Here is a 20,680-nt window from a genome sequence, read left to right on the forward strand (position 1 = left end):
ACTGAACAGAAGTTTTTGGTGAAGCTTTTTTCAAAAAGCTTCAGAGAACGCTGTCTTTTTGAAAAAAGGCAGCGCCCGGAAACTTCTTTCAGTCTGCACAACAAAAAACGGCCCGGTCTCATACCGGGCCGTTTTCTGTGGCGCTCAGGGCACCAGAACCGTGGCGCTGGCCAGGCAGGCAATGCCTTCCTCGCGCCCGGTAAAGCCAAGGCGCTCGGACGTGGTGGCCTTGACCGAGATGCGGTCCACATCAACCCTGAGCAGTTCGGCCAGGCGCGCGCGCATCGCTTCGGAATGCGGGCCGATCTTGGGGCGCTCGCAGATCAGCGTCACATCGGCATTGACCAGCATGCCGCCGCGCTGGCGGATGCGCTCGCCCGCATGGATCAGGAAGCGCGCGCTATCGGCATCCTTCCATTCATTCTGGCTGGGCGGGAAGTGGCGGCCGATGTCGCCTTCGGCCAGCGCGCCATAAATGGCGTCGCACAGCGCATGGATGCCCACATCCGCATCCGAATGGCCGGCCAGGCCGCGCGTGTGGGGCACGTTGATGCCACACATGATCAGGGGCCGGTTCTCGGCAAAGGCATGCACGTCGTAGCCCGTGCCGGTGCGCGGCAGCAGGGTCGGGCCGATCAGGCGTTCCAGGCGCACCAGATCCTCCTTGTAGGTCAGTTTGATGTTGTCTTCCGAACCGGGAACGATGGCAACGTGGTGGCCCGCCTGCTCCAGCAGGGCGGCGTCATCGGTGGCATCGGCGGCCGCGGCCGCGCGGTGCAGGTCGCGCAGCAGGGCAAAGCGGAAGCCCTGTGGCGTCTGGGCGCGGAACAGGTCGGTGCGGGGCACGGTATCGGTAATGATGCCGTCCTTCGCCCGCTTGATGGTGTCGGCCACCGGCACGGCGGGAATGACGCCCGGGTGCTGGCCCAGTGCCTCGATCACGCCCCGCGTCACGCTGCCCGGCACATAGGGGCGCGCGCCATCGTGGATCAGCACCAGTTCGGGGCGGCTGCCTTCGGGCAGGCGGTCAAGGGCGTCCAGCCCCGCGCGCACGCTGGCCTGGCGCGTCTCGCCCCCGGGCACGACCGGCAGGACCGTGCAGCCCGGCGGCGTGAAGCCGCCCAGCGCAGGGGCCAGCAGGTCAGGGTCGCCCACCGGCTGGATGATGCCCACATGGGGGGCAAGGGCATCCGCCGCGTGGCGGATGACGGGCCGTCCGCCCAGCGTGACATACTGCTTGGCGACGGGGGTCGCGGTCTGGGCGCTGTACCGGCTGCCCTGGCCCGCGGCGAGAAGAATGGCTGCAACACGCATGATGCGGAGCAATGCGGCCATGTGGCCGCCGCGTCAAGCATTCTGCGTGTGGCGGATGGCATACACCTGTGTGGTAAAATGTTGCCCCAATGCACCGAACCTGATTGCACGCGGCGGCATGAGGGGGTATTCTGCCTAAATCATAAGCATTATTGGCATAGAAGTATCAGGAGCCGGCATGACCCCGCGCGCCGCGCGCGCGGTCGGGCCGCCGGCGGGGAAGCGGGGTCCATGTCGTCTCAACTGCTGTCGCCTATCGACCTGGGGAACGGGGTCGTGCTGCGCGCGCCTGTCATCCTTGCGCCCATGGCCGGGGTGACGGACCTGCCGTTCCGCAGGCTGGCGCGCAGGCTGGGCGCGGGGCTGGTGGTTTCGGAAATGATTGCGTCATGGGCCATGGTGCGTGAGAACCAGACCACGCTGCGCATGGCCGAAGTGGCGGATGACGGCCCCAATTCCGTCCAGCTTGCGGGCTGTGACCCCGATGCGATGGGCCAGGCCGCCCGCATCGCGGTCGATCGCGGGGCGGACATCATCGACATCAATTTCGGCTGCCCGGTCAAGAAGGTGGCGGTGGGCCAGCTTGCCGGTTCCGCGCTGATGCGTGACGAGGTACAGGCCGCCCGCCTGCTGGAAGGCGTGGTCCGTGCCGTTGACGTGCCGGTCACGCTGAAGATGCGCATGGGCTGGGACCACGAGCACCTCAATGCCCCCCGTCTGGCCCGTATTGCACAGGAATCGGGCATCCGCATGGTGACGGTGCATGGCCGCACCCGCCAGCAGTTCTATAACGGCACGGCGGACTGGTATTTCGTGCGCAAGGTGGTGGATGCGGTGGACCTGCCCGTCATCGTCAATGGCGATATCCTGACGGTGGAGGACGCCCGCGTGGCACTTGAGCGCTCGGGCGCGCGGGGGGTCATGATCGGGCGCGGCTGCTATGGCCGCCCGTGGTTCCTGGCGCAGGTGGCGCGCGCGCTGATGGATGGCGTGGCCGTGGCGGAACCCGGCCTTGCGGCGGAAAAGGCCATCGTGCTGGAGCATTACGGCATGATGATCGACCATTTTGGCGCCCATCCCGGCCTGCGGCTCGCGCGCAAGCATGTCTCGTGGTACTCCGCCGGCCTGCCGGATTCGGCCGGTTTCCGCGCCGCCGTGAACCGGGTCGATACGGTGGAGGCCGCCATCGGCATGATCCATGAATTCTATGACCGCCAGATCGCGGCGGGCAATGTGCGCGGGCCACGCCCCTCCACCGTGGAGGCGGAAAGGACCGCCGCACGGGCGGCATGAACGCAGGCCCGTCCCCTTCCGGCCACCCGCCCTGTACGCCCGCCAGCATAACGGGCAATGGCCGTGTCGTGCTCGATTCGCTGCCGCTGCCGGTCATGGTCGTGCGGGCGGATAACGCCATCGGTTATGTGAACAGTGCGGCGGAACCGTTTTTTGGCATGTCGCGCGCGCATCTGGTGCAGATGCGCCTGACCGATATCCTGCCCGGTGACAGCCCGCTCTTCATGCTCATGGAACAGGTGCGCGCGCAGGACCATACCGTAGTCGAGCATGAGGTGATGCTGGAAAGCCCGCGCCTGCGCCACGAGGGGGTGACGGTGCAGGGCGCGCCGGTGATGGAGGAACCCGGTTCGGTCGTGCTGACGTTCCATGATTTCTCGGCCGTGCGCGTGCTGGACCGCCAGCTGACCTTCCGTTCCGCGGCCCGCAGCGTGGCAGGCATGGCGGCCATCCTGGCGCATGAGGTCAAGAACCCGCTTTCGGGCATACGGGGGGCGGCGCAGCTTCTGGAAACATCGGTGGGGGAATCCGACCGCGAGCTTGCGGTGCTGATCCAGGACGAGGTCAACCGCATCCGCGACCTGGTGGACCGGATGGACATGTTCAGCGACCGCCCGATCGAGCGCAGGCCGGTGAACATCCACCGCGTGCTGGAGCATGTCCGCAGGCTGGCCCAGCAGGGGTTTGCCGCCGATATCCGCTTTGAGGAAATATACGACCCTTCGCTTCCGCCGGTATGGGGCAACCGCGACCAGCTGGTGCAGGTCCTGCTCAACCTGGTCAAGAACGCCGCCGAAGCGCTGGACACCCACCCCGAAGGGGGCGAACCCGCCCAGATCACGCTCACCACAAGCTACCGCCCCGGCATATGGGTTTCCACCGGCGGGGGCCAGCGCGTGCAATTGCCGCTGCTGGTTTCGGTGCGGGACAACGGGCCGGGCATCCCCGAGAACATCCGCCCCCACCTGTTCGAGCCGTTCCTGACCACCAAGGCCACCGGCAGCGGGCTGGGGCTGGCGCTGGCGGGCAAGATCGTGGGAGACCATGGCGGCGTGATCGAGGTGGAAAGCCGGCCCGGCCGGACCGAGGTCCTGCTGCACCTGCCTGTTGTTACTGAAGAACGGGGCGCGCCGTAAGGCCCCCGACCGGACCCGAGAGACCCATAGCGAATGTCGCTGCCTACCATTCTGGTCGCCGATGATGACCGTTCGATCCGCACCGTGCTCAGCCAGGCGCTGGGGCGCGCGGGCTATCAGGTCCGTGCCACGGCCCAGGCCTCCACGCTGTGGCAGTGGGTGGAGGAAGGGGAGGGCGACCTTGTCATCACCGATGTGGTCATGCCCGATGAGAACGGGCTGGACCTGATCCCGCGCATCCGCCGCGTCCGCCCTGACCTGCGGGTTGTGGTCATGAGCGCCCAGTCCACGCTCATGACGGCGGTCAAGGCCACGCAGCGCGGCGCGTTCGAATACCTGCCCAAGCCGTTCGACCTCAAGGAAGTGCTGGCGGTGGTGGCGCGCGCACTGGCCACCCCCGCCGTGCCGGTGCAGCCCGCCCCCGCCCCCCAGCCCGAGGAGCAGATGTCGCTGATCGGCCGCTCGGTGGTGATGCAGGACATCTACCGCATCATCGCGCGCCTTACGACATCGGACCTGACGGTCATGATCAGTGGTGAAAGCGGCACCGGCAAGGAACTGGTGGCGCGCGCCCTGCATGAACACGGGCGCAGGCGTGCCGGGCCGTTCGTGGCCATCAACATGGCCGCCATCCCGCGCAACCTGATCGAGAGCGAACTGTTCGGCCATGAGCGCGGTGCCTTTACGGGGGCCACATCGCGCGTGGCGGGGCGTTTCGAGCAGGCGGCGGGCGGCACGCTGTTCCTTGACGAGATCGGGGACATGCCGCCCGAGGCCCAGACCCGCCTGCTGCGCGTACTGCAGGACGGGGAGTTCACGACCGTGGGCGGCACGCTGCCCATCCGCGCCAATGTCCGCATCATTGCCGCGACCCACAGGGACCTGCGCCAGGCGATCCGGGCCGGTACGTTCCGCGAGGACCTGTACTACCGCCTGAACGTCGTGCCCATGCGCCTGCCCCCCCTGCGGGAGCGGGTGGAGGACATTCCCCTGCTGGCGCGGCATTTCCTGAATGCGAACGCCGAGGCGGCCGGTCCCGTGCGCGTGCTGGATGACGAGGCGATGGCCCGGCTCCAGTCCTATCGCTGGCCGGGCAACGTGCGTGAGCTGGAAAACCTCATGCGTCGCATTACCGCCCTGCACCCGCAGGAAGGCATCGGGGCGGATATCATCGCCGCCGAACTGGCGGAGGCCGGAAGCCCGGCCCCACAGGGCGACGGCATGATGGGCGGGCAGGGCGAGACCCTGGCCGAGGCGGTGGAGCGGCACCTGCGCCGCTTCCTGGCATCGGGGCAGGAGGGCATGCCGATGAGCGATATCTATGACAAGGTGATTGCCGAGGTCGAACGCCCGCTGATTTCCATGACGCTTGCCGCAACACGGGGCAACCAGATCCGGGCGGCGGCCATGCTGGGGCTGAACCGCAATACCCTGCGCAAGAAGATCCGGGATCTGGACATTCCCGTCGTGCGCGGCGGCGCATGACCACGTCCGTCCCGCCACGGTCCGGCACGGCCTACCGGCTGGCGCGGCGCATGCTGGACATGCTGGTGCGCCGCAACGTGGCGCTGGTTCTGGTGCTGCTGGCGCTGGTGCTGGGGGTTGCGACCTTTGTGGTCCTGTCGGGCGGCAAATCGCTGGCCAACCACCCGCAGATCCAGGCGCTGGTCTTCATCCTCAATTTCCTCGTACTGCTGCTGCTGGCCACGTCACTGACCGAAAAGGTGGGCCGCGTGCTGGCCGAGCGCCGCAGCGGGCTGGCGGGGGCGCGGCTGCATGTGCGGCTGGTCACGCTGTTCGGCATCGTGGCCGTGGCGCCGACCATCGTGGTGGGGACGTTCGCCGCCGTGTTCTTCCACTATGGCATTCAGATCTGGTTCAGTGACCGGGTGAACACGGCGATGAACGAGGCGCTGGAGACCTCGCGCGGCTACCTGCAGGAACATAACGCCAATATCCGCACGGAAGCCTTCTCGCTCGCCAACTATCTGGTCAGCGCCCAGAATGCGCTGGCGGGATCGGGCAACGACCTGCTGCATGATCCCGACGCGCTTTCGCAGGTGCTGGATTCGCAGGCGACGCTGCGCGGGCTGGACGTGGCGGTGGTGTATGATCCCTTCACCAACTCGGTCGTGGCGTCGGGCGGGTTGATGGGCCGGACGGCCAACCTCAAGGACCTGCCGCCGCCTGCCGCCACGCTGATGGCGCGCACGAACGAGATCGCGATCCTGGATTCCCCCGATGAAAAGACGGTTCGCGCGGTGGTGACGCTGGGCGATACGCCACCGCTCATCCTCATGATCGCCCGCCCCGTGGACCCCGACATCCTGGAACACATGCACCGCACCGAACAGGTGGTGGCCGACTACCAGCGCCTGAACGGCAACCGCGCCAAGATCCAGTTCACCTTCGTGCTGATCTTTGCGCTGGTGGCGGTGCTGGTGCTGGGGGCGGCCATCCTGATCGGGCTCATGCTGGCCAACCAGATCGTGCGCCCGCTGGGGCTGCTTATCCTGGCGTCCGAGCGGGTGAGCAAGGGCAACCTGGACAGCAACGTACCCGAAGGCGACAGGGATGACGAGGTCTCGAGCCTGTCGCGCGCCTTCAACCGCATGACCTCCCAGCTGGCCAGCCAGCGCGCGGAACTGGTCAACGCCACCAACCAGATCAATGAACGCCGCAGGTTTACCGAAGCCGTGCTGTCCGGTGTGTCGGCCGGTGTGATCGGGCTGGACGCGCAGGGCGTGATCGAACTGCCCAACCGCGCCGCCAGCGTGCTGCTGCATCGTGACATGGCCGAATGCATCGGCCAGCCACTGGGCGCGGTCGTGCCGGAACTGGCCGGGATGCTTGACCGCGTGGTGCATGACGGCGCGCGTGAACTGACTGGGGAGGTACAGGTGCTGGCCGGTGGGCGTGCGTGTACCCTGCTGGTCCGAATCGGCGCTGAAATACAGGCCAGCCTGAATGGCGACGTGGCGGGGGGGTATGTGGTTACCTTTGATGACATAACAGCCCTGCAGGTTGCGCAGCGCAAGGCGGCCTGGGCCGACGTGGCGCGCCGCATCGCCCATGAGATCAAGAACCCGCTGACCCCCATCCAGCTTGGTGCCGAGCGGCTCAAGCGCCGCTTCCTGCGCGAGATCACGTCCGACCCCGATACCTTCGTGCAGTGCGTGGACACCATCATCCGCCATGTGGGGGATATCGGGCGGATGGTGGATGAATTCTCCGCCTTCGCGCGCATGCCCCAGCCGGTGATGCGGATGGAGGACCTGTCGCGCATCGTGCGGGAGGCGCTGATCCTCCAGCGCAACGCCCATCCTGAAATTGTGTACGAGGTCACGCTGCCCGACCGGGGGCCGCAGGTGCGCTGCGACCGCCGGCTGATCGGCCAGGCGCTGACAAACCTGTTGCAGAATGCGGCCGACGCCATAGCCATGCGCCGCCCGCAGCAGCCCGCGGGCGGGGATGGCGTGATCGGTACGATCCGTATTACATTGCGGCAGGCCGATCCGAACGTGCTCCTGATTGTCGAGGATGACGGAATCGGGCTGCCAGTTGAGGATCGTGCCCGGCTGACCGAACCCTATGTGACGCACAAGCCCAAGGGCACCGGCCTTGGCCTTGCGATCGTCAAGAAGATTCTTGAAGATCATGGCGGCACCATCGGGCTGGAGGATCGTGCCGGAGCCAGGGGAGCTGTATCGACGTTGATCTTGCCGATGAAGGATGACCATGGGGCATGAAATCCTGATCGTCGATGACGAGCCGGACATACGGCTCCTTATCGAAGGTATTCTCGCCGATGAAGGGTACGAGACGCGGCTGGCCGCGGATTCGGATTCCGCCATCGCCGCGTTCAGGGAGCGCAGGCCCTCGCTTGTGGTGCTGGATGTCTGGCTGCAGGGGTCGCGGCTGGACGGGCTTGGCATCCTTAACGTGCTGCACAAGGAAGAGCCGTCCATCCCGGTCATCATGATATCGGGGCACGGCACCATCGAGACCGCCGTTGCCGCCCTTCAGCATGGCGCGTACGACTTCATTGAAAAACCCTTCCAGGCCGACCGGCTGCTGGTGGTGGTGCGCCGGGCGCTGGAGGCCTCGCGCCTTGCGCGCGAGAACGCGGAACTGCGCCTGCTGGCGGGTTCCGGCACGGTGCTGGAGGGAAAGAGTGCCGCCATCGTGGCCGTGCGCAACCAGATCGACCGCGTGGCGCCCACCGGCTCACGCGTGCTGATATCGGGGGCGGCGGGCACCGGAAAGGAAGTGGCGGCAAGGATGATCCATGCCAGTTCCCGCCGGGCGGAGGGACCGTTCATCGCGCTGAACTGCGCCACCCTTGCGCCGGGCCGCTTCGAGGAGGAACTGTTCGGCACGGAAGGCGGCGATGACGGCACGGGCCGGCGCACCGGCGTGCTGGAACGCGCCCATGGCGGCACGCTGGTGCTGGATGAAGTGTCCGACATGCCGCTGGAAACGCAGGGCAAGATCGTGCGCGCGTTGCAGGACCAGACGTTCGAGCGGCTGGGTGGCGCGCGCCGGGTGAAGGTGGATGTGCGCGTGCTGGCCACCACCAACCGCGACCTGCAGTCGGAAATCGCGCTGGGTCGCTTCCGGGAAGACCTGTACTACCGCCTGGCCGTGGTGCCGCTGCGCATTCCCAGCCTGCGCGAACGGCGCGAGGACATACCCGAGCTGGCGCGCATGTTCCTGGACCGCGCGGCCGAGACGGCGGGCCTGCCGCTGCGTGAACTGTCGGGTGACGCCATTGCCGCGTTGCAGAGCTATGAATGGCCGGGCAACGTGCGCGAACTGCGCAACCTTATGGAGCGTCTGCTGATCATGATGCCGGGCAACAGTACCGACCCCATCCGGGCCGACATGCTGCCCTCCACCGTGGGGGAGGGGGCACCCGCCCTGCTCAAATTCGATTCTGACGAGGATGTGATGAGCCTGCCGCTGCGTGAGGCCCGTGACCTGTTCGAGACCCAGTACCTGCAGGCGCAGCTGTTGCGCTTCGGGGGGAACATCAGCCGCACGGCGGGGTTTGTGGGCATGGAGCGCAGTGCGCTGCACCGCAAGCTCAAGCAGCTGGGGGTTACATCCGAGGACCGCAACGCGGGATGAGCTTTTGCCCGTCAGGCGCATGCCTGCTAGACAACGAACTGTGATACGGACGGTGGCAACGCCGTAGCATGACACGCGACTGTGCCGTGTACCCCGCCCAACAAGTAAGGCCCTGCCGTGGCAAAAGAACCTTCGCAGAATGTACAGGACGTGTTCCTCAACCACGTCCGCCGGTCCAAGACGCCGGTTACCATTTTCCTCGTCAACGGGGTCAAGCTCCAGGGCATCATCACCTGGTTTGACAATTTCTCCGTCCTGCTGCGGCGCGACGGGCATACGCAGCTGGTCTACAAGCACGCGATCAGTACCGTCATGCCGGCCACCCCGGTCAGCCTGTTTGAGCCCGCCGCCGAGACCGAGGCGACAGAAGACCGCACGGCCACGGATGGCAGCCTGTCGTGACGGCGGGGCAGCCTTCTTCTGCCACGCGGGCCGCGGTCATCCTGCCGTGGGAGCGACCCGACCGGCATGATGACGCCCGTGCCGCCGAAGCCCGGCTGGAGGAAGCCGTGGGCCTTGCCGCCTCCATCGGGCTGGTGGTGGTATGCCAGGCGGTGCTGCTGCTGCGCGCGCGCAGGCCAGCCACCCTGCTGGGGGGCGGGCAGGTCGAGTCGCTCAAGGAAACGGTGAAGGCCGACAACATCACCGTTGTCATCATCGACTCCCGCCTGACCCCGGTGCAGCAGCGTAACCTGGAGCGCGCGCTGGGCTGCAAGGTCATTGACCGGACCGCGCTGATCCTTGACATCTTTGGCGAGCGCGCGGCAACGCGTGAGGGCACGCTGCAGGTCGAGCTGGCCCATCTGGAATACCAGCGCAGCCGTCTGGTGCGCACATGGACCCACCTTGAGCGCCAGCGCGGTGGCTTCGGCTTCCTTGGTGGCCCCGGCGAGACCCAGATCGAGGCCGACCGCCGCATGATCGGGGACCGGATCGTCCGCCTCAAGCGCGAGCTGGAACAGGTGCGCCGCACCCGTGGCCTGCACCGGCAGGCCCGCCGCCGCGTGCCGTTCCCCATCGTGGCGCTTGTGGGCTACACCAATGCGGGCAAGTCCACCCTGTTCAACGCCCTGACCGGTGCCAGCGTGTATGCGCAGGACCAGCTGTTCGCCACGCTGGACCCCACCATGCGCGGTATCCAGCTGCCATCGGGGCGGCGGGTGATCCTGTCCGACACCGTGGGCTTCATCAGCGATCTGCCCACCGAACTGATCGCCGCCTTCCGTGCCACGCTGGAAGAGGTGGCGGAGGCCGACATCATCCTGCATGTGCGCGATGTCTCGCATCCCGACAGCGCCTCCCAGCGCCAGGACGTGATCGAGGTGCTGGAGGGCATGGCGCGTAACGGCACGATCGAGGAAGACTGGCAGGGCCGTGTCATCGAGGTGCTGAACAAGGCAGATCTGGTGGGCGGGCGTGAGGCCGTGGGCGCGCGGCCGGGCAATGTGGTCATTTCCGCCATTACCGGCGACGGGCTGCCCGACCTGCTGGCCGCGATTGACGAGCGCATGACGCGTGCGATGGAAGTCGCGCTGTACCGCGTGCCCCTGGCGGAAGGGGCGGCGATGGCATGGCTGTACGAGCATGGGGAAGTCACCGCGCGCACGGATGGGGAACAGGGGGCGGACATGACCGTGCGCCTTTCCCCCGCCAACCGGGCGCGTTTCGAGATGCAGTTCGGCCGCGTCGTGACCTGTCAGGCACTGTAGGGGCCTGCCATGGCGCATGGCAGGGCGGCCCGGGGATGGAAAACCGGTGCCCGCTGGCGCAGGATTGTACACCGGATGAAGGACTGACACGCAAGGCGCGGAGGCTGCAATGACGGAACGGATCACACTGGCGGACATGCGCGCGGTGGTACGGATGATGCGGGGGGCGGCCCGCCGTCATGTCATGCCCTCCTTCCGCTGCCTTGACCGCACCGACATCCGTGCCAAGAGCGGCCCGCTGGACATCGTGACCGTGGCGGATGAAGCCACGGAACGGGACCTGACCACAGCCCTGCAGGCGGCATGGCCCGCGGCACTGGTGGTGGGGGAGGAAGCGGTGGCGGCCGACCCCGCGATTCTGGACGGGCTTGCCACGGCGGGACTGGCCTTCGTGATCGACCCGATTGATGGCACGGCCAATTACGCGGCGGGCGTGCCGCTGTTCGGTGTCATGGTTTCGGTCGTTGTGGACGGGCAGGCGGTTGGTGGTGCGATCCTTGATCCTGTCTGTGATGTCGCGGCGTTTGCCGCCCACGGGCAGGGGGCGTGGCTGGAAGAGGGCAGCGGCATCACGCGGCCGCTGCATGTGGCGCCTCCCGTGCCCGCGCGCGAGATGGCGGGCAATGCGTCCTGGCGCTACCTGCCGCCCGATCTGCGCGACGTGGTGACGCATAACCTGCCCAGGGTGGCGGGTTCATGGGATTTCCGCTGTGCGGCGCATGAATACCTGATGCTGGTGGACGGGCGCTGCCATTTCCTGCTGTTCAACCGTACCCTGCCATGGGACCATCTGGCAGGCTGGCTGATCCATGCGGAGGCTGGCGGCTACAGCGCGCATTTTGATGGCAGCCCCTACCGCGTGACCGACCGCAGCGGCGGCCTGCTCTATGCGCCGGACCGCGAAAGCTGGCAGGCGCTGCGCGACCTGCTGCTGACACCGGGCTGAAAACAGAAGGAAGTTTTTGGTGAAGCTTTTTTCAAAAAGCTTCAAAGAACGCCGCCTTTAAAAAAGGCGGCACCCAGAAACTTCCGTTCAATAAATCAATGGCCCGGTTCAGTCCTGTGCCGCGCGTTCGCGGCGTTTGACCGCCTGCCAGCCTTCTTCCATCGTCTTTACGTCCACATCCACAAGCGCCAGCCCACGGTCGGCCAGATCGTGCTCGACAGCGGTAAAGCGGCGGGTGAACTTGGCGTTGGCCTGGCGCAGGCAGGCCTCGGGGTCCATGTCCAGCTTGCGGGCCAGTGTTGCCAGCGTGAACAGCACGTCGCCCAGTTCGTCGAATATCTTCTCGCGGTCACCGCTTTCCAGCTCGACCTTCAGTTCATCAAGTTCCTCGTCCACCTTGGCCGCGACTTCGGCCACCGTATCCCAGTCAAAGCCGGTGCGGGCGGCGCGGGCGGAAAGCTTGCGCGCGCGCAGCAGGGCGGGCAGGCCAACGGGCACGTCATCCAGCGTGCCGCCCCGGTTGCGGGCCAGTCGCTCCTGTGCCTTGCCATGCTCCCACTGGCCCGGCGTGGCCTCTGTATCGCCAAAGACATGCGGGTGGCGGCGGACCATCTTGTCACCGATCAGGGTGGCCACGGTGGCGAAGTCGAACATCCCTTTCTCGTCGGCCATCTGGGCGTGGTAGACCACCTGCAGCAGCAGGTCGCCCAGTTCGTCGGGCAGGCCGTCCCAGTCTTCGCGCGCGATGGTGTCGGCCACCTCATAGGCTTCTTCAATGGAGTAGGGCGCGATGGAGGCGAAATCCTGCGCCCGGTCCCATGGGCAGCCGGTCTGCGGGTCGCGCAGGCGGGCCATGATGTCCAGCAGGCGTTGCACGGCGGGGGCGGCATCTTGCATGGGGCGGGTTTCCTGCCATGTTCATGTTGCGGTCGGGCACAGCTTTTGTATAGATCGCGCACCCCAAGGCGGGAAGTTTTTATCGGGACAGGCGGAACATGGGCAGCGACGGACAGGCGACGGTCTTTATCGATGGTGAGGCGGGTACGACGGGACTGGGCATTCGTGAGCGCCTGCGTCACCTGCCGGTCACGCTGCGCTCCATCGATCCCGCCCTGCGCAAGGACCCGCGGGCCCGGCAGGCAATGATGGCGGCGGTGGACGTGGTCATCCTGTGCCTGCCCGATGCGGCGGCGCGTGAGGCGGTGGCCATGGCCGACACCATGGGAACCGATGCCCCCCGCATTCTGGACGCCAGCACCGCGTTCCGCACCGATCCGGCATGGGTTTACGGCTTTCCGGAAATGGATGCGGCCCAGCCGGCCGCCATCCGGGCCGCGGCACGGGTGTCGAACCCCGGCTGCTACCCCACCGGGCTGATCGGGCTGCTGCGCCCGCTGGTCAGCGCCGGCCTGGTCCCTGCGGACTATCCTGTCTGCATCAATGCGGTCAGCGGTTATAGCGGCGGCGGCCGCAGCATGATCGAGGCCCATGAGCGTGACGGCGGCCCGGCGTTCGAACTGTACGGGCTGGGGCTTGGCCACAAGCACATGCCGGAAATGACGCTGTATGCCGGGCTGGCGCAGGCGCCCATATTCGTGCCGTCGGTCGGGCATTTCCCGCAGGGGATGATCGTATCGGTGCCGCTGCATCTGGACCGGTTGCCGGGGCGGGTGCGCATGGCCGACCTTCATGCCGCCCTTGCCGCCCATTACGCGGGTTCGGACCGCATTGCGGTGGCCGAACCCTGCGCCAAGCTGGTGGCGGATGCGCTGGCCGGGACCGACCGGATGGAACTGCGCGTGCATGGCAGTGATGACCTGCGGCAGGTCGTACTGACCGCGCGGCTGGACAATCTGGGCATGGGCGCATCGGGTGCGGCCTTGCAGAATCTGGCGCTTATGCTTGGGCTGGAACCGCCGCCGCCCGTGTGATATAGCGGGTCCGCAAGACGTCCCTGGACTGATTGCCGTGGTCTCCCGCCCCCTGTCAGGGGGTGGGGTGCGCGTATGCGAGAGTGACGGAACGGTAGACGTAGTCGACTCAAAATCGACCGCCGCAAGGCATGGGGGTTCGAATCCCCCCTCTCGTACCAGTCTGGCGCACCGGCATCCCGGTGTTGCTGCCCCGCTGCCCGTGTCGCGAACAGGACGATGTCTCCCTTGCCTGATGCCCTTATGGAAAAGCCGTCCGCACGGCCTGCCAATCCGTGCTTTTCTTCCGGTCCCTGCGCAAAGCGGCCGGGCTGGTCGCTCAATGCCCTGTCGGATGCGCTGGTGGGCCGTTCGCACCGTTCGACCGAGGGGCGTGCCCGCCTGAACGAGGTCATTACCCGTTCAAAGGCCATCCTTGGCATGCCTGAGGACTGGGTGCTGGGCATCGTGCCCGCATCCGATACGGGTGCGGTGGAAATGGTGCTGTGGTCCATCCTGGGCACCCGTCCGGTGGATGTGCTGGCATTCGAGAGCTTTTCCGCCACATGGGCCAACGACATCATTGCCCAGCTTGAACTGCCCGATGCCCGCGTGCTCAAGGCTGAATATGGCGAGATCCCCGACCTGGCGCAGGTGGACTGGGCGCGCGATGTGGTGCTGACATGGAACGGCACGACATCGGGCGCGCGCCTGCCGTATGATGCCGCCATTCCCGCGCAGCGTGACGGGCTGGTGATCTGTGATGCCACATCCGCAGCCTTCGCCATGGACCTGCCGTGGGACAGGCTGGATGTGGTCACATGGTCATGGCAGAAGGTGCTGGGCGGTGAGGCAGCGCACGGCATGCTGGCCCTGTCGCCGCGTGCGGTGGAGCGCCTGGTCTCCACGCCAGCACCCCGCGCGCTGCCCAAGATCTTCCGGCTGACCAACAGCAAGGGATTGATCGAGGGCATTTTCCGTGGTGATACCATCAACACCCCCTCCATGCTGTGTGTGGAAGATGCGCTGGATGGCCTGAAATGGGCGGAGGAAGCCGGCGGCCTGATGGGGCTGATCGCGCGCAGCGAAGCCAATCTGGCCGTGGTGGCGGCGTGGGAGGCGAAGTCCGACTGGGCGCGCTTCCTGGCCACCAACCCTGACCACCGTTCCAGCACCGCCATCTGCCTGCGTATCGTCGCACCGTGGTTCACCGCGCTTGATCACGCGGCGCAGGCAAAGGCCGCCAGGCAGATCGTCTCGCTTCTGGGTGCGGAAGGCGTGGCGCTGGATGTGGGCAGCTACCGTGACGCGCCCCCCGGCCTGCGGCTGTGGGGTGGGGCCACGGTCGAGTCATCCGACCTGCGGGCCGTCCTGCCGTGGCTGGACTGGGCCTACGCGCAGGTGCGCGGCCAGCACGCCTGACCCCTTTGCCCCATGCCCGATCCATCATGCCCCGGCGCTGGTCCGGGGCATGATGCAGCACGATAGGCCCCTTCGCATATGACTGATGATCCGCCGTTCAATCCCGCCCTGCTGCCGGCCGGTTTCGTGGACCGACTCCCGCCCGAGGCCGAGGCCGAGGCTGCGGGTGTCGAGACGCTGATGCGCGTGTTCGCGGCCCATGGTTATGACCGTGTCACCGCGCCGCTGCTGGAATTCGAGGAAACGCTTCTCTCCGGTTCGGGTGCGGCCGTGGCGGAGCAGACTTTCCGCCTGATGGACCCCGACACGCGGCGGATGATGGCGCTGCGGCCCGACATCACGCCGCAGATCGCCCGTATCGCGGCCACGCGCCTGCCCGATGTGCCGCGCCCGCTGCGCCTGGCCTATGCCGGGCCATGCGTGCTGATGGCCGCAAACCGGGGCGAGGGGGATCGCCAGATCTCGCAGGCGGGGGTGGAACTGATCGGTCCCGACCGGCCGGAAGCGGATGCGGAAATCATTGCCATCGCGGCGGAATGCCTGGCCACGCTGCAGGTGCGTGGTGTCTCGTTCGACCTGACCATGCCCGCGCTGACCACGGCCCTGCTGGATGCGGGCGGGTTTGACGCGCATGTGCGCGGCATGCTCATGCGCGCGCTGGACCGCAAGGACGCGGCCGCCGTGGCCCGTCATGGCGGTGCGCTGGCCGATGTGCTGATCCGCCTGCTGCATGCGGCCGGTCCCGCCCATGGCGCGCTGGCGGAACTGGCTGCGGTGGACCTGCCCCCCCAGGCAAGGGTACTCAGTGCCCGGCTGGCCGCCACGGTGGCTGCGATCGAGGCCCGGGTACCCGGTATCCGGCTGACGGTGGACCCGGTGGAATTCCGTGGCTGGCAGTACCATACCGGCGTGTGCGTAAGCGTATATGCCGCAGGCCAGCGCGAGGAGCTGGGCCGGGGCGGGCGCTACCTGTCCAATGATGACGAACCCGCCTGTGGCCTGACCCTGCGGCCCGACATCATCCTGCGGGCCGCTCCGCCGCTGCCCAGCCGCACCCGTGTGTTCCTGCCATGGGGCACGCCTGCGGAAGTGGGGGCTGCCCTGCGGGCCGCGGGCTATGCCACGGTCGGTGCGCTGGGGCACGATGGGGACGCGCGGGCGGAAGCGGCACTGCTGTCCTGCCCGCTGGTGGTGGTTGATGGCCAGCCCGTGCCGGTGGATGACGCGTGAGCCGCCGGGCCTGATTTTTTCTCAAAACCAGAGTTTTTCCCGGCTGGGCGTGCTGTGCGGGCCGGGCAGCATATCAAGGAGCATGAAATGTCCAACGTCACCGTGATCGGCACCCAGTGGGGTGACGAGGGCAAGGGCAAGATCGTTGACTGGCTGGCCAGCCGTGCGGATGTGGTCGTCCGCTTCCAGGGGGGGCACAATGCGGGCCATACGCTGGTTGTGGGGGATCAGACCTACAAGCTGTCCCTGCTGCCCTCGGGCCTGGTGCGTGGCAAGATGGGTGTGATCGGCAATGGCGTGGTGGTCGACCCCGAAGCCCTGCTGAAGGAAATTGACCGCGTAAGCGCGCAGGGCCTGACCGTCACCCCCGAAACCCTGAAGATTGCCGAGAACGCACCGCTGATCCTGCCTGTGCATGGTGCGCTGGACCGCGCGCGTGAAGCAGCACGCGGTGACCGCAAGATCGGCACCACGGGCCGGGGCATCGGCCCTGCCTATGAGGACAAGGTGGCCCGCCGCGCCATCCGCCTGTGCGACCTGGCCGAGCCGGAAACGCTGGACTGGAAGCTGGACGAACTGCTGCTGCACCACAATACCCTGCTCAAGGGGCTGGGTGCGGACACGTTCACCAAGCAGGACCTGCTGGACTTCCTGAACGGTGTCGCACCCCGCGTGCTGCCCTTCATGGCGCCGGTGTGGGACCTGCTGGATGACAGCCGCCGCAGCGGGTCGCGCATCCTGTTCGAAGGCGCGCAGGCCGTGATGCTGGACGTGGACCATGGCACCTATCCGTTCGTGACCAGTTCCAACACGGTGGCCGCCAATGCGGGCACGGGTGCGGGCGTTGGACCCACCAGCATCGGTTTTGTCCTGGGCATTGCCAAGGCTTACACCACCCGCGTGGGTGAGGGACCGTTCCCCAGTGAACTGCACGACCAGATGGGCCGCACGCTGGGTGAGCGCGGGCATGAATTCGGTACCGTGACGGGCCGTCCCCGCCGCTGTGGCTGGTTTGACGCCGTGCTGGTGCGCCGTGCGGTGCGCGTGGGGGGCGTGAATGGCCTGGCGCTGACCAAGCTGGATGTGCTGGACGGGCTGGATGAAATCAGCATCTGCGTCGGTTATGAACTGGACGGCCGGAAGATCACCAGCTTCCCCTCCGCCCCCGGCGCGCAGCAGCGCATCCGCCCGGTGTTCGAGACGATGGAAGGCTGGAAGGACAGCACGAAGGGCGCGCGTTCCTGGGCCGAACTGCCCGCGCAGGCCATCAAGTATGTGCGGCGGATCGAGGAACTGGTGGAAGCGCCTGTTACCCTGCTGTCCACCAGCCCGGAACGCGACGACACCATCCTGATGCGCGACCCGTTTGAAGACTGAGGCTGGGCATAAAAGATCCCGGCTACCGCCTTTTTTCACGAAGGCGGTATTCTTCGGGGCTTTCTGGAAAAAGCTGCACCCAAGACCTCTTCATGATTCCAGGCTGTTTGCAGCGGCCCCCAGGAAAAAGCCCCGTGGGCCGATGGCCCACGGGGCTTTTTTGCGGAACGTGAAAGACGGAGGCGTCAGGCCGGAGCCTGTTCGCCGTGGCGTGCGCGGCGGGCGGCGACTTCCGCCTTCATGGCCGCCTGCAGCTTTTCAAAGGCGCGGACCTCGATCTGGCGCACCCGCTCGCGCGAGATGTTGTAGACGTGGGACAGGTCTTCCAGCGTGGCGGGTTCATCCTTGAGCCGCCGTTCGGTCAGGATGTGGCGCTCACGCTCGTTCAGCGTTTTCAGCGCGTTGGCCAGCAGGGCCTGCCTGCCGGAATACTCCTCGCTCTGGGCAAGGGTCTCTTCCTGGTTGTCATTGTCATCAACCAGCCAGTCCTGCCATTCCCCTTCGCCATCCATGCGCAGGGGCGCGTTCAGGCTGTGGTCGGGGGCCGCCAGCCTGCGGTTCATGTTGACCACGTCCTGCTCGGGCACGCCAAGGGACTGGGCAATCTTGTTGACCTGCTCGGGCCGGAGATCACCGTCATCAATGGCCTGCATCTGCCCCTTCAGGCGGCGCAGGTTGAAGAACAGCTTTTTCTGGGCGGCGGTCGTGCCGATCTTGACCAGCGACCAGCTATGCAGGATGTATTCCTGTATGGCGGCACGGATCCACCACATGGCGTATGTGGCCAGCCGGAAGCCACGATCGGGGTCGAAGCGGCGCACGGCCTGCATCATCCCGATATTGCCTTCGCTGATCAGTTCACCCACCGGCAGGCCATAGCCCCGATAGCCCATGGCAATCTTGGCAACCAGGCGCAGGTGGGAAGTGACGAGCTTATGCGCGGCTTCGGTGTCGCCCTTGTCCTTCCAGCGGCGCGACAGGCGAAGCTCCTCCTCGGGGGAGAGCATGGGGAATTTACGGATATCCCGAAGGTATTTGGACAGGTTGTTTTCGGGACCGGAGATAAGAGCAGAAGAGGCCATTGTAACGGACTCCTGTTCCAGAGGGATGAGGCGACTGTTAATCCGGCCTAACGTGGCCGTGACCGGCGGGGTTGCATCATCACTCTGATAGACGCACGACTGGACTTCTCACGTCCCCGCATCCGGCCCCCGTATGGGCAGCCCGATAGCAGGACGTCCAGTTAGCCTGGGGGCGTCGGCCCCGGCGAACAATCACCGAACGTACGCATATGGGACCGGCAAGTCAAGAAATGAAGGCCCCCGCTTCAGGCAATGCTGCCCAGCAGGGTGGTGAAATCGGCTGGCGGTGCCGTCTCGAACAGCAGCTGTTCCCCACTGCGGGGGTGGACAAAACCCAGCCGCCGCGCATGCAGCGCCTGACGGGGAAAATCCAGTGCCGCGTCGCGTGCCGCGACCGGCAGGCCGCGGGCGGCGGCCGGTATGCGGCGCAGATAGACCGGGTCCCCCACCAGCGCGTGCCCGGCATGGGCAAAATGCACCCGGATCTGGTGCGTCCGGCCCGTCGCCAGCCTGCATTCCACATGCGCCAGCCCGCCATGGAAGGTTTCGATGACCCGGTAATGGGTCAGGGCCTGCTTGCCACCGCCATTGGCAATCACCGCCATGCGCTTGCGGTCACGCCGGTCACGCCCGATCGCGCCATCGAATGATCCCTGCGCCGGGACGGGAAGGCCCCAGCATATGGCCTGATAGGCGCGGTCGATCCGCCGTTCGGCAAAGGCGAGGGAAAGGGCCTGATGCGCCAGTTCCGTCTTGGCGGCGACCATGATGCCTGAAGTGTCCTTGTCCAGGCGGTGCACGATGCCGGGCCGCTTCTCCCCCCCGATGCCGGTCAGGCTCTCGCCGCAATGGGCCAGCAGGGCGTTGACCAGCGTGCCGTCCTCGTTGCCCGGTGCGGGGTGAACCACCATGCCCGCCGGCTTGTCCAGCACGATCAGGTCGCGGTCCTCATATAATATATCCAGGGCGATGTCCTGCCCCTGCGGTGTCGCGGGGATTGCGGGGGGCAGGTGAATTTCATAACACATGCCAGCCCGCACCGGTTCGGCGGGGTCGCGTAGCGGGCTGCCATTGCGCAGCAGGTGGCCACTTTCCATAAGGGCCTTCACCCGTGAGCGCGACAGCGCGCCAGTCGCGGTGGCGATGAAGCGGTCGGTGCGCTGGCCCGCGTCATCCGCTGTGGCGATGACGGGGGCAGGGGGGGCAGTGTCGGTCATGGCATGTGTCTATCGGAAAAAACGGTATTCGGGAACGGAAAGCACATAATGGAAAAACAGGGGTCGCGCGCCTTGCTTGCCGCGGTGATTGGCATGGGGGTGCTGCTGTTCGCCGGTTCGCTGGTGCTGGTGGGCGTGCTGGTCCATCGCGTGATGCATCCACGTTCCGTCGTGGCGGCCGGTGCGCCGTCGGCCACGCTGCCCGCGCCACCCGTTGCGGGCAGCGGGCATGGGGCGGACGTGCTGATGATGGATGAGGCACCGGGCACCCATGTCACCAGCGTGACCGCGCGGCCCGACGGGCTGCTGGCGGTCGTGCTGTCCGGTGGGGACGGGGCGGACCGCATCGTGGTGTGGGACCCGGCAGGCCAGCATATCGTGGCGCGGCTGGTGGTCGGTCACCACTGAAATCGCGGGTGGGGGCAGGAAAGGAAGGCAGGGGTATGATTCTTCCCTTGCATCCGGGCCGGGGATCGCATAGAAGGCGGCCACCGGCCATTGTCCCGTTCGTCTAGAGGCCTAGGACGCCGCCCTCTCACGGCGGCAACACGAGTTCGAATCTCGTACGGGACGCCATCCCTTTCCGGATAATCTGGTTGTTGCATGAAAGCCCGCCGCAAGGCGGGTTTTTCGTATTGGACCCGGCCCATCTATTTTTAAGCAAAAGCAATCTTTGGCTGGGCATGGCAACCTTTTTCATATTAATATATAATAAAGGCATCTTATATACTTGCCCGCGCCATGCCGCTGAAAAACATTGATTCAGATCAATCCGCGTTGAAATTTAAAAATATTTTCCATCTTTTAATTTGGCGGCGGATGGCAGCATAGTGAAACACTGTCATTTTCCGTATTCGTCCTTTGAATTCCTGCAAGAATTACCCATGGGCTCCCGGGGGGAGGGGGGCCGGCCT

The 20,680-nt window shown here is 66.3% G+C and carries 17 protein-coding genes and 2 tRNA genes; 15 read left to right on the forward strand and 4 right to left on the reverse strand.

Annotation, left to right across the window (positions count from 1 at the left end):
• Positions 1–144 precede the first annotated feature (144 nt).
• Positions 145–1,314 (reverse strand): 2-C-methyl-D-erythritol 2,4-cyclodiphosphate synthase, encoded by a 1,170-nt coding sequence (gene ispF / locus GWK63_RS03065; protein WP_039999323.1) that lies wholly within the window; start codon positions 1,312–1,314, stop codon positions 145–147.
• 231 nt (positions 1,315–1,545) lie between these two features.
• Between ispF and dusB the strand changes: the two genes are divergently transcribed.
• The 8 genes from dusB (at position 1,546) to GWK63_RS03105 (ending at position 11,528) form a co-directional block, all read left to right on the forward strand.
• Positions 1,546–2,607 (forward strand): tRNA dihydrouridine synthase DusB, encoded by a 1,062-nt coding sequence (dusB, locus tag GWK63_RS03070; RefSeq protein WP_007399047.1) that lies wholly within the window; start codon positions 1,546–1,548, stop codon positions 2,605–2,607.
• Positions 2,604–3,743, forward strand: a complete 1,140-nt coding sequence (locus GWK63_RS03075; protein ID WP_034929034.1) for a two-component system sensor histidine kinase NtrB — start codon at positions 2,604–2,606, stop codon at positions 3,741–3,743. The genes dusB and GWK63_RS03075 overlap by 4 nt, the downstream gene beginning before the upstream one ends.
• 33 nt (positions 3,744–3,776) lie before the next feature.
• Positions 3,777–5,228, forward strand: a complete 1,452-nt coding sequence (ntrC, locus tag GWK63_RS03080; RefSeq protein ID WP_007399049.1) for a nitrogen regulation protein NR(I) — start codon at positions 3,777–3,779, stop codon at positions 5,226–5,228.
• 50 nt (positions 5,229–5,278) lie between these two features.
• On the forward strand, positions 5,279–7,492 hold the full coding sequence (locus tag GWK63_RS03085; RefSeq protein WP_396415488.1) for a sensor histidine kinase NtrY-like: 2,214 nt from the start codon (positions 5,279–5,281) through the stop codon (positions 7,490–7,492).
• Positions 7,482–8,873, forward strand: a complete 1,392-nt coding sequence (gene ntrX, locus GWK63_RS03090; RefSeq protein ID WP_007399051.1) for a nitrogen assimilation response regulator NtrX — start codon at positions 7,482–7,484, stop codon at positions 8,871–8,873. Before GWK63_RS03085 ends, ntrX begins: the two co-directional genes overlap by 11 nt.
• Before the next feature lie 117 nt (positions 8,874–8,990).
• On the forward strand, positions 8,991–9,275 hold the full coding sequence (hfq, locus tag GWK63_RS03095; RefSeq protein ID WP_007399052.1) for an RNA chaperone Hfq: 285 nt from the start codon (positions 8,991–8,993) through the stop codon (positions 9,273–9,275).
• Entirely contained in the window at positions 9,272–10,582 is a 1,311-nt protein-coding gene (gene hflX, locus GWK63_RS03100; RefSeq protein ID WP_007399053.1) for a GTPase HflX, read from the forward strand. The genes hfq and hflX overlap by 4 nt, the downstream gene beginning before the upstream one ends.
• A 109-nt stretch (positions 10,583–10,691) precedes the next feature.
• Positions 10,692–11,528, forward strand: coding sequence for an inositol monophosphatase family protein (locus tag GWK63_RS03105; protein ID WP_007399055.1), 837 nt, complete (start codon positions 10,692–10,694; stop codon positions 11,526–11,528).
• A 108-nt stretch (positions 11,529–11,636) separates the two neighbouring features.
• On the opposite strand, the gene mazG is transcribed toward GWK63_RS03105, so the two are convergent.
• Positions 11,637–12,425: a nucleoside triphosphate pyrophosphohydrolase gene (mazG, locus tag GWK63_RS03110; protein ID WP_007399056.1), complete on the reverse strand. Its 789-nt coding sequence runs from the start codon at positions 12,423–12,425 to the stop codon at positions 11,637–11,639.
• Positions 12,426–12,523: 98 nt separating this feature from the next.
• Between mazG and argC the strand changes: the two genes are divergently transcribed.
• The 5 genes from argC (at position 12,524) to GWK63_RS03135 (ending at position 17,467) form a co-directional block, all read left to right on the forward strand.
• Positions 12,524–13,459 (forward strand): N-acetyl-gamma-glutamyl-phosphate reductase, encoded by a 936-nt coding sequence (gene argC, locus GWK63_RS03115; protein WP_007399057.1) that lies wholly within the window; start codon positions 12,524–12,526, stop codon positions 13,457–13,459.
• Positions 13,460–13,536: 77 nt separating this feature from the next.
• A tRNA-Leu gene (locus GWK63_RS03120) sits at positions 13,537–13,620 on the forward strand.
• A gap of 58 nt (positions 13,621–13,678) precedes the next feature.
• Complete coding sequence (locus GWK63_RS03125) at positions 13,679–14,860, forward strand: phosphoserine transaminase (protein ID WP_039999317.1); 1,182 nt, start codon at positions 13,679–13,681, stop codon at positions 14,858–14,860.
• A 78-nt stretch (positions 14,861–14,938) separates the two neighbouring features.
• On the forward strand, positions 14,939–16,090 hold the full coding sequence (locus GWK63_RS03130; protein WP_007399059.1) for an ATP phosphoribosyltransferase regulatory subunit: 1,152 nt from the start codon (positions 14,939–14,941) through the stop codon (positions 16,088–16,090).
• An 87-nt stretch (positions 16,091–16,177) separates the two neighbouring features.
• Positions 16,178–17,467 carry an adenylosuccinate synthase gene (locus tag GWK63_RS03135; protein ID WP_034929323.1) on the forward strand — a complete coding sequence of 430 codons (1,290 nt, stop codon included), beginning with the start codon at positions 16,178–16,180 and terminating at the stop codon, positions 17,465–17,467.
• Positions 17,468–17,652: 185 nt separating this feature from the next.
• Here GWK63_RS03135 and rpoH read toward each other — a convergent pair whose 3' ends face one another.
• Positions 17,653–18,549, reverse strand: a complete 897-nt coding sequence (gene rpoH / locus GWK63_RS03140) for an RNA polymerase sigma factor RpoH (RefSeq protein ID WP_007399062.1) — start codon at positions 18,547–18,549, stop codon at positions 17,653–17,655.
• A gap of 245 nt (positions 18,550–18,794) precedes the next feature.
• The gene (locus tag GWK63_RS03145) at positions 18,795–19,766 is read right to left on the reverse strand and encodes an RluA family pseudouridine synthase (protein ID WP_007399063.1); all 972 of its coding nucleotides are present in this window, start codon (positions 19,764–19,766) and stop codon (positions 18,795–18,797) included.
• Between the two features lie 48 nt (positions 19,767–19,814).
• Here GWK63_RS03145 and GWK63_RS03150 point away from each other — a divergent pair, with 48 nt between their 5' ends.
• Positions 19,815–20,174, forward strand: a complete 360-nt coding sequence (locus tag GWK63_RS03150; RefSeq protein WP_007399064.1) for a hypothetical protein — start codon at positions 19,815–19,817, stop codon at positions 20,172–20,174.
• Between the two features lie 92 nt (positions 20,175–20,266).
• Positions 20,267–20,342: transfer RNA gene (locus GWK63_RS03155), tRNA-Glu, on the forward strand.
• Positions 20,343–20,680: the final 338 nt, after the last annotated feature.

The sequence above is a fragment of the Komagataeibacter rhaeticus genome (assembly GCF_011611525.1).
In the GTDB taxonomy this organism is placed as follows: Bacteria; Pseudomonadota; Alphaproteobacteria; order Acetobacterales; family Acetobacteraceae; genus Komagataeibacter; species Komagataeibacter rhaeticus.

Excerpts from the sequence above, each read along its gene's own strand:
- ispF (WP_039999323.1), bottom strand. The coding sequence starts at position 1,314 with ATGCGTGTTGCAGCCATTCTTCTCGCCGCGGGCCAGGGCAGCCGGTAC.
- argC (WP_007399057.1), top strand. The coding sequence starts at position 12,524 with ATGGGCAGCGACGGACAGGCGACGGTCTTTATCGATGGTGAGGCGGGT.
- GWK63_RS03105 (WP_007399055.1), top strand. The coding sequence starts at position 10,692 with ATGACGGAACGGATCACACTGGCGGACATGCGCGCGGTGGTACGGATG.
- GWK63_RS03130 (WP_007399059.1), top strand. The coding sequence starts at position 14,939 with ATGACTGATGATCCGCCGTTCAATCCCGCCCTGCTGCCGGCCGGTTTC.
- rpoH (WP_007399062.1), bottom strand. The coding sequence starts at position 18,549 with ATGGCCTCTTCTGCTCTTATCTCCGGTCCCGAAAACAACCTGTCCAAA.
- GWK63_RS03135 (WP_034929323.1), top strand. The coding sequence starts at position 16,178 with ATGTCCAACGTCACCGTGATCGGCACCCAGTGGGGTGACGAGGGCAAG.
- mazG (WP_007399056.1), bottom strand. The coding sequence starts at position 12,425 with ATGCAAGATGCCGCCCCCGCCGTGCAACGCCTGCTGGACATCATGGCC.
- ntrX (WP_007399051.1), top strand. The coding sequence starts at position 7,482 with ATGGGGCATGAAATCCTGATCGTCGATGACGAGCCGGACATACGGCTC.
- GWK63_RS03125 (WP_039999317.1), top strand. The coding sequence starts at position 13,679 with ATGTCTCCCTTGCCTGATGCCCTTATGGAAAAGCCGTCCGCACGGCCT.
- GWK63_RS03145 (WP_007399063.1), bottom strand. The coding sequence starts at position 19,766 with ATGACCGACACTGCCCCCCCTGCCCCCGTCATCGCCACAGCGGATGAC.
- GWK63_RS03150 (WP_007399064.1), top strand. The coding sequence starts at position 19,815 with ATGGAAAAACAGGGGTCGCGCGCCTTGCTTGCCGCGGTGATTGGCATG.
- GWK63_RS03085 (WP_396415488.1), top strand. The coding sequence starts at position 5,279 with ATGCTGGACATGCTGGTGCGCCGCAACGTGGCGCTGGTTCTGGTGCTG.
- dusB (WP_007399047.1), top strand. The coding sequence starts at position 1,546 with ATGTCGTCTCAACTGCTGTCGCCTATCGACCTGGGGAACGGGGTCGTG.
- GWK63_RS03075 (WP_034929034.1), top strand. The coding sequence starts at position 2,604 with ATGAACGCAGGCCCGTCCCCTTCCGGCCACCCGCCCTGTACGCCCGCC.
- ntrC (WP_007399049.1), top strand. The coding sequence starts at position 3,777 with ATGTCGCTGCCTACCATTCTGGTCGCCGATGATGACCGTTCGATCCGC.